The 13,718-nt window shown below is 55.0% G+C and carries 14 protein-coding genes, 1 riboswitch and 1 other annotated feature; of the genes, 8 read left to right on the forward strand and 6 right to left on the reverse strand.

Features of this window, described 5'->3' with window-relative positions:
- Window positions 1-9 precede the first annotated feature (9 nt).
- From recN to NE623_RS01560, 4 genes are all read left to right on the forward strand, one after another.
- Window positions 10-1,677, forward strand: a complete 1,668-nt coding sequence (recN, locus tag NE623_RS01545) for a DNA repair protein RecN (RefSeq protein ID WP_256270962.1) — start codon at window positions 10-12, stop codon at window positions 1,675-1,677.
- 73 nt (window positions 1,678-1,750) lie between these two features.
- Window positions 1,751-2,010: a binding site (T-box leader), on the forward strand.
- A 64-nt stretch (window positions 2,011-2,074) separates the two neighbouring features.
- A complete protein-coding gene (tyrS, locus tag NE623_RS01550; protein WP_256270961.1) occupies window positions 2,075-3,295 on the forward strand; it encodes a tyrosine--tRNA ligase in 1,221 nt (406 codons plus the stop codon).
- A 131-nt stretch (window positions 3,296-3,426) separates the two neighbouring features.
- The gene (locus NE623_RS01555) at window positions 3,427-3,747 is read left to right on the forward strand and encodes a TfoX/Sxy family protein (RefSeq protein ID WP_256270960.1); all 321 of its coding nucleotides are present in this window, start codon (window positions 3,427-3,429) and stop codon (window positions 3,745-3,747) included.
- Between the two features lie 167 nt (window positions 3,748-3,914).
- Window positions 3,915-4,292: a hypothetical protein gene (locus tag NE623_RS01560; protein WP_256270959.1), complete on the forward strand. Its 378-nt coding sequence runs from the start codon at window positions 3,915-3,917 to the stop codon at window positions 4,290-4,292.
- 119 nt (window positions 4,293-4,411) lie between these two features.
- Here NE623_RS01560 and NE623_RS01565 read toward each other — a convergent pair whose 3' ends face one another.
- Window positions 4,412-4,609 carry a hypothetical protein gene (locus NE623_RS01565; protein ID WP_256270958.1) on the reverse strand — a complete coding sequence of 66 codons (198 nt, stop codon included), beginning with the start codon at window positions 4,607-4,609 and terminating at the stop codon, window positions 4,412-4,414.
- Window positions 4,610-4,798: 189 nt separating this feature from the next.
- Here NE623_RS01565 and radA point away from each other — a divergent pair, with 189 nt between their 5' ends.
- The 4 genes from radA to NE623_RS01585 all read left to right on the forward strand — a co-directional run bounded on the left by radA (window position 4,799) and on the right by NE623_RS01585 (window position 9,565).
- Window positions 4,799-6,199: a DNA repair protein RadA gene (gene radA / locus NE623_RS01570; protein ID WP_256270957.1), complete on the forward strand. Its 1,401-nt coding sequence runs from the start codon at window positions 4,799-4,801 to the stop codon at window positions 6,197-6,199.
- Window positions 6,200-6,210: 11 nt separating this feature from the next.
- Entirely contained in the window at window positions 6,211-7,095 is an 885-nt protein-coding gene (locus NE623_RS01575) for an enhanced serine sensitivity protein SseB C-terminal domain-containing protein (RefSeq protein WP_256270956.1), read from the forward strand.
- Window positions 7,092-8,021: a DUF7916 family protein gene (locus NE623_RS01580; RefSeq protein ID WP_256270955.1), complete on the forward strand. Its 930-nt coding sequence runs from the start codon at window positions 7,092-7,094 to the stop codon at window positions 8,019-8,021. The genes NE623_RS01575 and NE623_RS01580 overlap by 4 nt, the downstream gene beginning before the upstream one ends.
- Before the next feature lie 497 nt (window positions 8,022-8,518).
- Window positions 8,519-9,565, forward strand: a complete 1,047-nt coding sequence (locus NE623_RS01585) for a tyrosine recombinase XerC (RefSeq protein ID WP_256270954.1) — start codon at window positions 8,519-8,521, stop codon at window positions 9,563-9,565.
- Here the strand turns inward: NE623_RS01585 and NE623_RS01590 are convergent.
- The 5 genes from NE623_RS01590 to queA form a co-directional block, all read right to left on the reverse strand.
- A complete protein-coding gene (locus NE623_RS01590; protein WP_256270953.1) occupies window positions 9,533-10,180 on the reverse strand; it encodes a hypothetical protein in 648 nt (215 codons plus the stop codon). The genes NE623_RS01585 and NE623_RS01590 overlap by 33 nt on opposite strands.
- The gene (locus tag NE623_RS01595) at window positions 10,180-10,590 is read right to left on the reverse strand and encodes a TIGR04086 family membrane protein (RefSeq protein ID WP_256270952.1); all 411 of its coding nucleotides are present in this window, start codon (window positions 10,588-10,590) and stop codon (window positions 10,180-10,182) included. The genes NE623_RS01590 and NE623_RS01595 overlap by 1 nt, the downstream gene beginning before the upstream one ends.
- Window positions 10,591-10,648: 58 nt before the next feature.
- A complete protein-coding gene (gene yajC / locus NE623_RS01600; RefSeq protein WP_256270951.1) occupies window positions 10,649-10,999 on the reverse strand; it encodes a preprotein translocase subunit YajC in 351 nt (116 codons plus the stop codon).
- A gap of 81 nt (window positions 11,000-11,080) precedes the next feature.
- Window positions 11,081-12,214, reverse strand: a complete 1,134-nt coding sequence (tgt, locus tag NE623_RS01605) for a tRNA guanosine(34) transglycosylase Tgt (protein ID WP_256270950.1) — start codon at window positions 12,212-12,214, stop codon at window positions 11,081-11,083.
- 108 nt (window positions 12,215-12,322) lie between these two features.
- Window positions 12,323-13,351 carry a tRNA preQ1(34) S-adenosylmethionine ribosyltransferase-isomerase QueA gene (gene queA / locus NE623_RS01610; protein ID WP_256270949.1) on the reverse strand — a complete coding sequence of 343 codons (1,029 nt, stop codon included), beginning with the start codon at window positions 13,349-13,351 and terminating at the stop codon, window positions 12,323-12,325.
- A 69-nt stretch (window positions 13,352-13,420) separates the two neighbouring features.
- A riboswitch (Lysine riboswitch) is annotated at window positions 13,421-13,596 on the forward strand.
- Window positions 13,597-13,718: the final 122 nt, after the last annotated feature.

Consider the following 13,718-nt stretch of genomic DNA (forward strand, 5'->3'; position numbering starts at 1 on the left):
GCCACCTCTATGCTGGCAAGCCTGAAAATTGAAAATGTGGCCGTTATTGAAAAAGCCGAGGTGAATTTCACCTCCGGTTTTAACGTGCTGACAGGTGAGACCGGTGCCGGTAAGTCCATCCTGATTGATTCCATCAACGCCATTCTCGGCAACCGCACCTCCCGGGAGCTGGTGCGCAGCGGTGCGCAGAAGGCCTGCATCTGGGCAACATTTGAGAATATTCCTGATTCCGTAAAGGCTCAGCTGGAAAAATGCGGCTATGAGGTCAGCGATGATTTGCTTCTCTACCGCGAAATCAATGCCGAGGGAAAGGGCAGCTGCCGCGTGAACGGTATGCCCGCCACGGCAGCGGTTGTGCGGGATATCTCCGCTGGGCTGCTTTCCATCCACGGCCAGCATGACAGCCAGGGCCTGACAAACCCAGCGCTGCATCTGGGCCTTCTTGACCAGTACGCCCAGAACCGCAGCCTGTTTGCGGAATACTACCGCCGTTACCGTGAGCTGGTTGCCGTCAAACGGCAGCTGGACACGCTGAATGCCAGCGAGGCCGACAAGCAGCGCCGGATTGAAGCGCTGACCGCGGAGATAGACGCCATTGATGCCGCAGCGCTGCAGCCAGGCGAGGAAAAGACCCTGCAGGAGCGCAAGAATGTCATCACCCACGCACAGACCATTCTGGAGGGCATTACAGCCGCCCATCTGGCGCTGGCGGGTGATGAGGACGGCGAGCAGTCCGGCGCGGCGGACCTGCTGGGCAGCGCCGTAGACGGCCTTCAGAACAGTGCACGGCTGGATGATTCGCTGTCCGCCATGAGTGAGCGTCTGAACGAGCTGTACTATACTGCCCGCGACCTTGCCACCGATTTAGCCGACCGGCTGGACGCCTACGGCTTTGACGCCGGGGAGCTGGACCAGATTGAATCTCGTCTTGATACAATTTACCGCATCAAGCAGAAGTTTGGCATGGAGGTGGACGAGCTGCTGGCCCGACGCGAGACTGCCGCCGCAGAGCTGGAGAGCTTCCAGTCATCGGGTCAGAAAATTGCCGAGCTGAAGGCTCAGATGCAGACGCTGTACGCCGCCGCCAAGGAGGCTGCCGAAAAGCTGACCCAGAGCCGCCTTAAAGGCTTTGCCTCCATGAACAAAGAAATGAAGGCAGCGCTGGAATTTCTGAATATGCCCGGCATCCGCTTCGCGCTCAAACATTCGCGGGGGCCGCTGTCCTCCCATGGGCAGGATACCGTGGAATTTTTAATCTCCACAAACCCCGGCGAGGAGCCCAAGCCACTTGCCAAGATTGCCTCCGGCGGTGAACTTTCCCGCATTATGCTGGCCTTCAAGAGCGCGCTGGCCGACCGGGATGCACTTCCCACCGTCATTTATGACGAGATTGATACCGGCGTTTCCGGTCTTGCTGCCGGGCGTATCGGCCAGCTGCTGCACCAGACTGCCAAGGGGCATCAGGTGCTCTGCATCACCCACACGCCACAGGTAGCCGCCTTTGCCGACAATCAGCTGCTCATTCAGAAGAATGTCCGCAGCGGCCGCACCTTCACCGAGATTCACACCCTTGATATGGACGGCCGCGTGCAGGTGCTGGCCCGGATGATTTCCGGCGACAAGGTCAGCGAGCTGAGCCTTGCCAGTGCACGTGAGCTGATTGAAAAATCCCGGTGACAGCCGCAAAAAAGCGCAATAAGACCCGCGCCGCCCTTGACAACCGGCGCGGGATATGATACAGTTACTTTTGTTAAATGCAGTGATGGGAATCAGTACCCGTCTGCCACGCTACAGAGAAGCCCCGGTTGGTGCAAGGGGTCAGCAGCGGCAGGCGGCGAATACAGCCCGGAGCAGCAGGCTGAAAGCGTAACAGCAAGTAGGCTGTGCCGTGTGCGCACGTTACAGCGTTTGGGTGTCGCAGTCTTACCCTTTGGTCTGCCGCACCCGCGAAGGCCCGCCGCCGTGAGGGACGGGCAAACAGAGGTGGTACCGCGAATTTTCGCCCTCTGCCAAATTCACATTTGGCAGGGGCTTTTTCTTTTGCCCTTGCCGCAACAAACGGAGGTAAAACCCTATGACAATTTATGACGAGCTGAAGGCCCGCGGCCTGATTGCACAGGTGACGGACGAGGAGGAAATCAAAGAGCTGATTAACAACGGCAAGGCCACCTTCTACATTGGCTTTGACTGCACAGCTGACAGCCTGACTGCCGGCCACTTTATGGCTCTTACGCTGATGAAGCGCCTGCAGCAGGCCGGCAACCGCCCCATTGCCCTGATTGGCGGTGGCACAACGATGATTGGCGACCCCTCCGGCCGTACCGATATGCGCAAGATGCTGACCAAAGAGGACATTGACCACAACGCCGAGTGCTTCAAGCGCCAGATGGAGCGCTTCATCGACTTTGGCGAGGGCAAGGCCATGATGCTGAACAACGCCGATTGGCTGCTCAACCTCAACTATGTTGATTTGCTGCGCGAGGTCGGTGCCTGCTTCAGCGTGAACAATATGCTGCGCGCCGAGTGCTACAAGCAGCGTATGGAAAAGGGCCTGTCCTTCCTTGAGTTCAACTACATGATTATGCAGAGCTATGACTTCTACCATATGTTCCAGGAGTACGGCTGCAACATGGAGTTCGGCGGCGATGACCAGTGGAGCAATATGCTGGGCGGCACCGAGCTTATCCGCCGCAAGCTGGGCAAGGATGCCTACGCCATGACCATCACGCTGCTGACCGACTCTCAGGGCAAGAAGATGGGTAAGACCGCAGGCAACGCCGTCTGGCTTGACGCCAACAAGACCAGCCCGTTTGAGTTCTACCAGTACTGGCGCAACATCGGCGATGCGGATGTCCTCAAGTGCATCCGTATGCTGACCTTCCTGCCGCTGGAGCAGATTGACGAGATGGACCACTGGGAGGGTGAGCAGCTGAACAAGGCCAAGGAAATTCTGGCCTACGAGCTGACGAAGATGGTGCACGGCGAAGATGAGGCCGAGAAGGCACAGGCTACCGCACGCGGCCTGTTCAGCGGCGCCGCCGACCATGAGAATATGCCTGCCACCACCCTGAGCGCCGACCTTGTCAAGGACGGTGCTGTCGGCCTGCTGGCTGCAATGGTTGCCGCCGGTCTGTGCGGCTCCAACCGCGAGGCACGCCAGCTGGTCCAGCAGGGCGGTGTCCTTGTTGACGGTGAGAAGGTCACCGACCCGAAGGCAGTTCTGACCGTTGACGCGCTGAACAATGGCGTTGTCATCAAGAAGGGCAAGAAAGTTTATCACAAGGTCACACTGTAAAGCAGAATTGCTTCACAGTTGTTTTCGGCACATACCATAATCGAAAGCCCCCTGTCCGCACGGCAAACGGTGCTGGACAGGGGGCTTTTTGGTGTAGTATAATGGAGCAAATCGGGATTCGAGGTGGAAATATGGCATCAAGCAAGGAATACTTAGCATTTATTTTAGGGCAGCTATCTGAATTAGAAGAAATCGCTTATCGTTCTATGATGGGGGAATTTATTATTTATTATCGCGGCAAGATTGTAGGCGGTATCTATGATGATAGATTCCTTGTAAAACCAGTAAAAGCAGCAATTCGTTATATGCCAACGGCTCCGTATGAATTACCCTATGAGGGAGCAAAAGAGATGTTGTTGGTAGAGGAAGTTGAAAATAAAGAATTTATGACCGGCTTGTTTCATGCAATGTATGAAGAACTGCCAACCCCAAAACCGAAAAAGAAGAAATAAACAACGAATGTAGCGTCACTTCGTTCCGTTGAAGTGTCTACACACCCCCTTGCGCCGCTAAAGCGGCTATCCCTTGTGGACTTGCCGTCCACAAACGGTTTTGACAAACCGTCCGCCGCCAGCAAGCTTGAAAGTAAACAAATCGGAAGTTTTAAAGGAGAAATACTATGGGATTATTTGGTAAAAGCAAAAAAGAACGAGAAAAAGAATACATGAACAAATTAGATGTTCCATCGTGTTTAAAAGAAAATTTTGAATTGATTATTGATGATGTATTTACAATTATGGGGGTTGGAACAGTTGCCACAGGAAACATATTAATAGGGATGTGCAGAGAAGGGGAAAATGCGTGTATTTATAAAGCAAATGGAGATATCTTAGAATCCAGAATTACTACTGTCGATGTACATACAAAAGAACGAAAAGCAAATGGTTGTGGATATAAAACAGAGCATGTTGGACTTGGGTTACGAGGAATTTCCAAGGAACAATTAGAAAAAGGCGATAAAGTAATTGTAAAAAATGCCAATATGTATGGAATGTAATTACAACTTCCAATTTGTATGATTGAGCATCGAGAATGCCACCCTCTATAATTTCGGGATATAAACAGTAAAAGGTGCAGCACTTCAAACGAGCTGCACCTCTTTGTATGCTTACTTTCTCAGCACTGACGCATCAGGCGGACATAAAACTCCACCGCACGGCCAACGGTCTCAACGCAGATGCGTTCGTTGTTTCCATGCAGGGTGCCGCGCTCCTCGGCGGTCAGATCCATGGCCGAGAAACGGTACACATAGTCGCTGATACGACCGTAGTGGCGGCTGTCCGAGCATTGCACCATCAGATACGGTGCTAACATCGCACCTTCCCAATTTCATACTTTAACGCGATAAATTAAAGTATTTTCCTAACTTTAACACAATGTTCAAAAAAAAGCAATAGAAAAAGTCGTTTTTGTAGCTACAAATGTTTTTCTGCAGCGCATACTTGCCCCCACGGCCATTTTGGGCTATAATAGAGAAAGTATAGCTTTGTCAGGGAGGCATCCATGCCCAAAGATAAACTGAAAACCATCTACGTCTGCACCCAATGCGGTGAGACAAGCCCCCGCTGGCTGGGGCGGTGTCCGTCCTGCGGCGCGTGGAATACTATGACCGAGGATGTTGTGGCTGAGCCCACCAAAACCACCGGTGGCAAGGCCGGTGCCGTGCAGCGCGTTACCGGGCAGACAAGCCTAGTGCCGCAGAAGCTGAAGGCCATCAGCACCACCGAGGAAAAGAGCCGCATCGTCACCGGTATCAGTGAGTTGGACCGGGTGCTGGGCGGCGGCATCGTCATTGGCAGTGTGATATTGATTGGCGGCGAACCAGGCATCGGAAAATCCACCATTTTGCTGCAGCTCTGCGGCGAGGTCAGCAAAACCCGGAATGTCCTATACGTTACGGGTGAGGAATCCGCACGCCAGATTAAGCTGCGGGCGGTTCGTCTGGACGTACCGCAGGATAACATTTCTCTGGTTGCGGAAAGCGATGTTGACGAGATATGCGGCCTGATAGAGTCCATGAAGCCGGATCTGGTGGTCATCGATTCCATTCAGACCATGCGCTGCACCGACATTTCTTCCTCCTCCGGCACGGTCAGTCAGGTCAAGGAGAGCGCCGCACGCTTTTTAAATGTGGCTAAAACACTGGAAATCCCGACCTTCATCGTCGGCCATGTCAACAAGGACGGCGCGATTGCCGGCCCTAAGGTCATGGAGCACATTGTGGACACCGTGCTGTATTTTGAGGGCGACAAAACCCTGCCGTACCGCGTGTTGCGGGCCGTGAAAAACCGCTACGGCTCCACGAATGAAATCGGTATGTTCGATATGACCGGCAGGGGACTTGCCCAGATTGAAAACCCCTCTCAGGTTATGCTGGAGGGGCGGCCCATCGGCATCAGCGGCACCTGCGTGGCCTGTGTTATGGAGGGTACCCGCCCGGTGCTCAGCGAAATACAGGCGCTGGCCACCAAGACGAGCTTTCCCAGCCCGCGGCGCACCGCAAGCGGCTTTGACTACAACCGTATGTACCTGCTGCTGGCCGTGCTGGAAAAGCGCGCCGGATACGCCTTTTACAATCAGGACGTCTATGTCAACATCATCGGCGGCCTGAAGCTGGACGAAACCGCCTGTGATTTACCAGTCTGCATTGCGCTTGCTTCCAGCCTGCTGGATTTGCCGGTAAGCGAGAAAACCCTCGCCATCGGCGAGGTTGGCCTCGGCGGCGAAGTGCGCAGCGTGACCCATCTGGAAACGCGCCTGCGGGAAGCCCAGCGCGTCGGCTTTGACACAGCCATTGTACCCAAGCACAATCTGAAAATGATTGACAGCTCGCAATTTCCCGGCCTGAAGCTGGTAGGTGTGTCCTATCTGCGGGAAGCCATCAATGCAATAAAATTAAAGTGAGGAACGAACCCATGCCCGAACAGAATGAGAAAAAAATGCCCCAAGCACCTCAATTCAACCCGAAGCTCAAGGAGACGATTGCGGTCTTCAAAGAGGAAAACAGCCCCAAAAATCTGAACGATATCCTGAATGAGCTTGTGCGCTCGCCGCTGCTGGCTCCCGCCGTGTTTGATCTGCAGGGTCAGCCCGCGCCTACGCCCGAGGCGGATGGCCGCGTGCAGCTGCCCAAGGACACCAAAATCAGCCTTGTTTTGGTCAACAGCCCGGAGGGCAAGCACTATTATCTGGGCTTCAGCGATTGGGACGCTGTGCATGAATGGCAGGCCAAGCAGCCCAAGGCTGCCCAGCAGATTGTGCTGCTGCGCTTTGATGACTACGCCAATATGCTGGCCAAGAACGAGAGTGCGTCTGGTCTGGTCATCAATCCCGGTGACAACAGCCTGCGTCTGGAGCGCCCGCTGATTGAGTCTGTCAAGAAGCAGAAGGACGAGGTCGCCCACAAAATCGCCGATGCCATGGCCCAGCGCGAAGCACACCGCATCCATCCCGGTGATAAGGTCACGCTGGTTGAGCCGAGCATCCTGCCCGATGCCATGATTGACCCCATCTGTGAGCTTCTGGCCGGTGCCCCCGGCGTGGGCTCCGCGTACCTTTCCGTGATGATTGTCAACGGCGAGGCCCGCAGCTACTTGCTGGTTCTGGACGGTCCCAAGGATGATAAGCTGTTTGCCGCGGTGGCGCAGGCTGCCCGGCCGTATCTGCTCAGCCGCGAGAAAAAGATGGATTTGAACATTACCACCTCGGTTACCCCGATGGGCCAGCAGGGTATGCGCGGCAGTGAGCCGTTCTACCGCAAGGGCATTGGCCGCGTTATCGAGGAGGATGATGACGAATGAGCGTAAAACGCCTGTTGGACTGCGCCCCCAGTGATTTGGCCGCTTACAGCAAGGCCGATTTACTGGCCGCTATTGCAGGCAGCGAGGGCCGCGTTCTTGCCTGTGAGACCATTGGCCTGACGCCGCCTCTGCTGGTGGACGTGACCAACGCCGAGTACGCAGCCTCCCTCAGCGCCGACATTCTGCTGCTGAATATGTTTGACGTTCAGCACCCGGTTATCAACGCTCTGCCGAAGGTTCCCGAGGAAGAGACTGTTCGGGAAATCAAGCGCCTGGCGGGCCGTGTTGTGGGCATCAATCTGGAGCCATGCGACCCGGAATCTGCAAAAAGCAACGATGGTACGTTGTGGAAAATGAGCAGTGGCCGCCTTGCCACGGTAGAAAATGCACGTCGTGCCGCCGATATGGGCGTAGATTTGATTGTGCTGACCGGCAATCCCGGAAACGGTGTCAGCAATGAGCTTATTGTGGAATCCTTACGGCAGATTTCGGACGCCGTCGGTGACCGTGTCATTCTGGCCGCCGGAAAGATGCATGCTTCTGGCGTAGCAGGGGAAGGCGGGGAGAATATTATGACACCCGCCGACGCCGAAGCATTTATGGCCGCCGGTGCAGATATCATTCTGCTGCCCGCGCCCGGCACTGTGCCCGGCATTACGCAGGAGTACGCGCACAGCCTGATTAAAGTCATTCACAGCCATGGCAAGCTGGCCCTGACCGCCATTGGCACTTCTCAGGAAGGCGCTGACACCGCAACCATCCGCCAGATTGCACTGATGTGCAAAATGGCAGGTGCGGACATTCACCACATTGGTGATACCGGCGTGCCCGGCATGGCACTGCCGCAGAATATTATGGCATATTCCATTGCTATCCGCGGCGAGCGCCATACCTACCACAAAATGGCACAATCGGTCAATCGATAAGTTTTAATGCAGCATCCACCCGCAAAGGCTTCTGCAGCTTTTGCGGGTGGTTTTTATTTGGAGAAAAACAAAGGTAAAATCCACCAGCAGCAAGCGCCAGTGCAGTTACATTACACTCTTCACGCCATTCGCGGCGGAGCGCTGAGCAGCGAGACCAAATAACAGCGTCATAACAGCATCAGCGCGGCGGAAGGCTGAAACCTCTTAGCCCGCGTACCCTCGTTTTTTGCTCCCTATATTTCGCTAAATTTACATTTAGCGAAATAGTATATAATCCTTTTCAGCGCCTCCCCCGGGGCCACTTCAGCCTGTTCGCCTTCGTTTGTATGGATATACACACTTATACAGAAATACTACACCTTGTATTGTTTTAAACCGTTCGCGTTTCTTATAATCTTGTGAAATTGACGCGTGCTTGCCTGCTGTGGTACAATAAAAAAGCAGAAACGCTGTTTATGTGCGCTTCTGCAATATGATTGATAAGTCGAGGGTTGATTGTGAGCAGTTATATTGATGTGGCCCATCCGGAGCGTCACGCACCGTATCTGGACATTCCTGATGACGTAATTGAATATCTGCATTATCTGGATTTTGTAAAGCTGCGTTCCCCGCGCACAGTCAACGGCTATTATCTGGATTTGCGCGGGTTCTTCCGCTATATGATGCAGCAGCGCTGGCAGCGTGTGGACGATGCCACACCACCCGAGGAAATCAGCCTGACCGGCATCACCACCGATGACATCAAGACTGTCACCAAGAAAGACATCTTTGATTATCTGGACTATGCCCGCAATGCTGATAACGGTCCCAAAGCGCGTGCCCGCAAGCTCAGCGCCCTGAAAGGCTTCTTTCATTATATGTGCACGCAGGTCAACAAGCTGACGGTGAATCCTACGGAAAACATCAGCCTGGGCACGCCGCAAAAAGCGTTGCCGAAATACCTGACCGTAAACGAAGCTGTAGACTTGTTAAATAATATACAAAGTGATTTTTACGAGCGTGATTATTGCATTATAACGTTGTTTTTGAACTGTGGTATGCGTCTGGCGGAGCTGGTCACCATTGATTTGGGCGATTTTCGCGATGATACCATCCGCATTATCGGCAAGGGCAACAAAGAGCGCCTTGTCTACCTGAACACGGCCTGTCTGGACGCACTGCAGCGCTACAAAAAAGCCCGCGCTTCCCTACCGAACCTTGTTGATAAGGATGCTTTGTTTGTCTCCAAACGCACCGGAAAGCGCCTTACGGCACGCCGGGTCGAGCAGATTGTCGCACGCTGTCTGCAAAGTGCAGGCCTGAGTGGTCGCGGCTTTTCACCCCACAAGCTGCGCCACACAGCCGCCACGCTTATGTATCAGGGCGGCGTGGATATGCTGGCGCTCAAAGAAATTCTAGGGCACGAAAACGTCTCCACAACGCAGATTTACACACACATCAACCGTGAGCAGCTGCGGCGGGCCGTCGCGGCTTCCCCGCTGGCGGAGCAGAGTTATATCGAGGAAAAGCCGTCAGTGCCCAAGCCGGAGGATGACGAGACGTAAAAACGTTTCTGTCGCCGTCAGCACCGCCGCTGTCACCAGCGCTGCGGCAAAACGCACTGTCAGCCGCCGCACGGTTCCGGGTGTTTCCCGCGTGGCGCGTCCCTGCACAGTACGGAACAACTCCCGTGCCAAGCGTACCGACCATCCCGCCAGCCACAGGCACAAAAAGAGTGTTGCCACGTCCGAAACCACCGTTCCGGTCCTGTACTGCACCAGCCCCGCCGCGCCGTTTGCAGCTGCTACCGAGGCCGCGCAGTACCCCAAAAAGGTGCCGCGTGCCGCAAACAAGAGCGCCAGCAGACCAGCACCCCACACACAGAAGCCGCACAAAAACACCGCCGTCAGCTGCAAAAAATCAATCGCAAGCTGCGCCCGAAGGAGCTGCACAAAGGCCGCTTCCTCCGGGCCTTTTTCGTAGTAGGCCGCCAGCTGCTGCCCCAGCGCCGAGGTACTGCCCCTGCCCAGCCATACGCCCGGCAGATAACCAGCCAGAAACAACATTCCCAGCAGCCAGGCAACGTCAAACGTTTTCTCGCCGGACTCTTTCCGCGGGCGTTCTGCTGCCTGTCTGCGCGGCAGCATAGGCCGTCGCAGTGCCGTCTGTGCCGCCCGCATCAGCGACCCTCCTGCAGAGCCGCCGCAGCACCGCCCAGCAGCCCCCCAAGCATCAGCGCCAACGGCAGCATTGCGTTGCCCCCCTGCCAGTCCGGCATACCGCCCGCCAGCAGTGTAGCCGCCAACAGGCAGACCGTGTAAAATGCGCCGCACCCCAGACCACACAGCAGCAGCTTTTCCTTTAGGCGTCTTGCTAGCACAAAGCCAGAGACCGCCACCCCGATGGAGGCCGCCATACAGGCCATTGGACGCACCGCAGAAAGTGGCAGATTGGTGCGGGTCAGCAGCAACGCCGCCAGTGCCAGCAGCAGCATACACACTCCCACACCGCAGCCGAAGGCCAGCAGCAGCGCCACAGCCGCCGGATTTCCCGCCTTGATTTTGGTTTTGCGCAGATTCTTTCCTGACATAACAAAACGCCCCCTTGCACAGTCAACACTATGCAGGAGGGCGTGTGTTTTATGTCAATTACTTCTTGACAGGGGTAGCCTTGCTGTCCTTGCCGGTGTCCAGCTTCTCCACAGCGGAGATAGCGGAACGGCGGAAGCGAATCTTCGTGCGGTCGCTGCCGGTCTCGATAACGAGGGTGTCATCCTTGTCCGCAATGGCGCAGACGATGCCGACAATACCGCCGATGGTGGTAACCTTATCACCAATCTCGATGGAGCCGCGCATTGCCGCGTCCTTCTTGTCCTGACGCTTCTGCGGCAGATAAATCAGAACAACCATAAATACGAGGATGAGAATCATCGGCAGGAAGCTGAGCAGCATTTCGGTGGTGCTGGCCGTGCCGGAAGCGGCATTCAGAAACTGAATCATAATACGTATACTCCTTAAAAACAACGATTTCTTTTATTATATCGAATAAAAGCACATTATGCAAGCATTTTGTACAAAAAATCAGATACGAGTATCCAGCTTGTGCACATAGGTATCGTGGAACTGCTGGAAGGTGCCGTTATCCAGTGCCTCGCGGATGCACTCCATCAGGTGGTTGTAGAAATACAGGTTGTGCATAACCGCCAGACGCATACCCAGAAGCTCATCTGCCTTCTGCAGATGGCGGATGTAGGCGCGGGAGAAATTGCGGCAGACCGGGCAGTCGCAGTGCGGGTCAATGGGCGATTCATCGCGCTCATACTTGAGGTTTTTGATGTTGATGATGCCGTCCCACGTGAAAAGGTGTCCGTGGCGGGCGTTTCGGCTGGGCATAACACAGTCGAACAGGTCAACACCGCGGTAAACGCCCTCGATGATGTTGCCCGGCGTGCCGACACCCATCAGGTAGCGGATTTTGTCCTTGGGTGCAAACGGCTCCACAGCCGAGATTATGTCATACATAACCTCTGCGGGCTCACCCACGGCCAGTCCACCAATGGCGTAGCCGTCCAGATCATACTCAGCAATCTGCTTCATATGCTCCACGCGCAAATCAGCAAAAGTGCAGCCCTGATTGATGCCGAACAGGAGCTGATCCGGGTTGACCGCCTTTTCCTCGTGCTTCAGGCGGTTCATCTCGTTCTTGCAGCGCAGCAGCCAGCGAGCTGTACGGGCGCAGCTGTTCTTGGCATATTCATAGGTTGCGGGGTTTTCCACGCACTCATCAAAGGCCATTGCAATGGTCGAGCCAAGGTTTGCCTGAATCTGCATACTCTGCTCCGGGCCCATAAAAATCCGGTGCCCATCCAGATGAGAGTTAAAGGTCACGCCCTCCTCGGTAATGTGGCGCAGCTTGGCAAGGCTGAACACCTGAAAGCCGCCGCTGTCCGTCAGGATGGGGCCGTCCCACTTGGTGAACTTGTGCAGGCCCCCCATCTCTGCCACCAGCTTGTCACCCGGGCGCAGATGCAGATGGTAGGTATTGCACAGCATAACCTGTGCGCGGATGTCCTTGAGGTCCAGCGCCGACAGCCCACCCTTGATGGCGGCGGCCGTAGCAACATTCTGGAAAGCCGGGGTCTGCACCGTACCGTGCACCGTGGTAAACTCACCACGGCGGGCAGTCCCCTCCTGTTTGATAAGGCGGTAAGGCATAGATTCTATCTCCATTTTAAAAGTTATCCCAAAAAGCGGCGCAGGGGCTTTTCCCTGCACCGCCCAATAAGCTATTATAAAAGATTTTTATCGTTTCGTCAATGTTTTTTATCGAATAAACATAGCATCGCCAAAACTGAAAAATCTATACCGTTCCTCAACCGCGACCTTGTAGGCGGCCATGGTCTTATCGTAACCGTAGAAGGCGGCAATCAGCATAATGAGGGTGCTCTCCGGCAGGTGGAAGTTTGTAATCAGGCCGTCAATGGCGTGCAGCTCAATGCCGGGGTAGATAAAGATGCTGGTATTGCCGCTGCACGGCACAATTTTTCCGTACTTGGCCCAGACGGATTCCAGCGTGCGGCAGCTGGTCGTGCCAACGGCAATCACGCGGTGCCCGGCAGCGCGGGTCTCGTTAATAAGTCTGGCAGTTTCCTCGCTGACGGAATACCACTCGCTGTGCATCTGGTGGTCCTCAATGGATTCTTCATTCACAGGGCGGAAGGTACCCAGACCCACGTGCAGCGTAACCTCCGCAATATTGACGCCGCGGGAACGGATAGTGTCCATCAGCTGCGGCGTGAAGTGCAGGCCCGCGGTGGGCGCTGCGGCGCTGCCCAGTTCCTTTGCGTAAACTGTCTGGTACTGGCTCTGATCCTCCAGCTGCTTGGTGATATAGGGCGGCAGCGGCATTTTACCGAACTCGTCCAGCTTTTCGTACAGCGTCTCGGTGTCATAGGTGAAGGTCACATACTTGTTGCCGTCAGGCAGTGTCTCATCCACCACTGCGGTCAGGCTTCCGTCGCCAAATTCCACCTTTGTGCCGGGCTGCATCCGCTTGCCGGGGCGGGCCAGACACTCCCACGTGTCCCCCTTGACCTGACGCAGCAGCAGCAGCTCACAGACCGCACCGGTGGGAACCTTTGTGCCCATCAGGCGGGCGGGCAGCACCTTGGAGTTGTTGACCACCAGCAAATCGCCCTTTTCCAGATAATGCGGTAGTTCATGAAAGACCGAGTGCAGAATCTTATCGCTCTTGCGGTCCAGCACCATCAGGCGGGCAGCATCGCGGGGGTCGGCAGGCTCCTGAGCAATCAGCTCCTTGGGCAGGTCATACCAGAAATCTTTTTTCAGCATCTTGTATCATCCTTTTTCACTTTAAAGTGATATTATCTTGACATTCTTACGCAGGAATACTATAATGAATCCAAACACAGAGGCGCGAAGCGCATCAGTACCGGCTTCCTTATTCCCCGCCAAGGGCGGAGGCCGGGAAAGGGTTCTTCGCCGAAGGGGATGCGCGGCACGCATCTGCCTGGGTCCGCAGCCGAACAGGTGCGGGACTGTCACACTGTAAACCAGTGTGTTGCGCTGTGTTATATGCAATATGATATTATATTGCATTTTGTGCCGGTTTTCAAGCCGGTTTTTTTATTATCTGTGCAAATTTCTGCCAAAGTCGCATAGATATGAGGAAGGGTATCGTGAAAGGAAGGTCTTAGTC

The sequence above is a fragment of the Gemmiger formicilis genome (assembly GCF_024462815.1).
Taxonomy (GTDB): domain Bacteria; phylum Bacillota; class Clostridia; order Oscillospirales; family Ruminococcaceae; genus Gemmiger.

Coding starts and splice junctions, on each gene's coding strand:
- tyrS (WP_256270961.1), top strand. CDS start 2,075: ATGACAATTTATGACGAGCTGAAGGCCCGCGGCCTGATTGCACAGGTG.
- queA (WP_256270949.1), bottom strand. CDS start 13,351: ATGCTGAAAAAAGATTTCTGGTATGACCTGCCCAAGGAGCTGATTGCT.
- NE623_RS01575 (WP_256270956.1), top strand. CDS start 6,211: ATGCCCGAACAGAATGAGAAAAAAATGCCCCAAGCACCTCAATTCAAC.
- yajC (WP_256270951.1), bottom strand. CDS start 10,999: ATGATTCAGTTTCTGAATGCCGCTTCCGGCACGGCCAGCACCACCGAA.
- NE623_RS01560 (WP_256270959.1), top strand. CDS start 3,915: ATGGGATTATTTGGTAAAAGCAAAAAAGAACGAGAAAAAGAATACATG.
- recN (WP_256270962.1), top strand. CDS start 10: ATGCTGGCAAGCCTGAAAATTGAAAATGTGGCCGTTATTGAAAAAGCC.
- NE623_RS01590 (WP_256270953.1), bottom strand. CDS start 10,180: ATGCGGGCGGCACAGACGGCACTGCGACGGCCTATGCTGCCGCGCAGA.
- NE623_RS01565 (WP_256270958.1), bottom strand. CDS start 4,609: ATGTTAGCACCGTATCTGATGGTGCAATGCTCGGACAGCCGCCACTAC.
- NE623_RS01555 (WP_256270960.1), top strand. CDS start 3,427: ATGGCATCAAGCAAGGAATACTTAGCATTTATTTTAGGGCAGCTATCT.
- tgt (WP_256270950.1), bottom strand. CDS start 12,214: ATGCCTTACCGCCTTATCAAACAGGAGGGGACTGCCCGCCGTGGTGAG.
- NE623_RS01595 (WP_256270952.1), bottom strand. CDS start 10,590: ATGTCAGGAAAGAATCTGCGCAAAACCAAAATCAAGGCGGGAAATCCG.
- radA (WP_256270957.1), top strand. CDS start 4,799: ATGCCCAAAGATAAACTGAAAACCATCTACGTCTGCACCCAATGCGGT.
- NE623_RS01580 (WP_256270955.1), top strand. CDS start 7,092: ATGAGCGTAAAACGCCTGTTGGACTGCGCCCCCAGTGATTTGGCCGCT.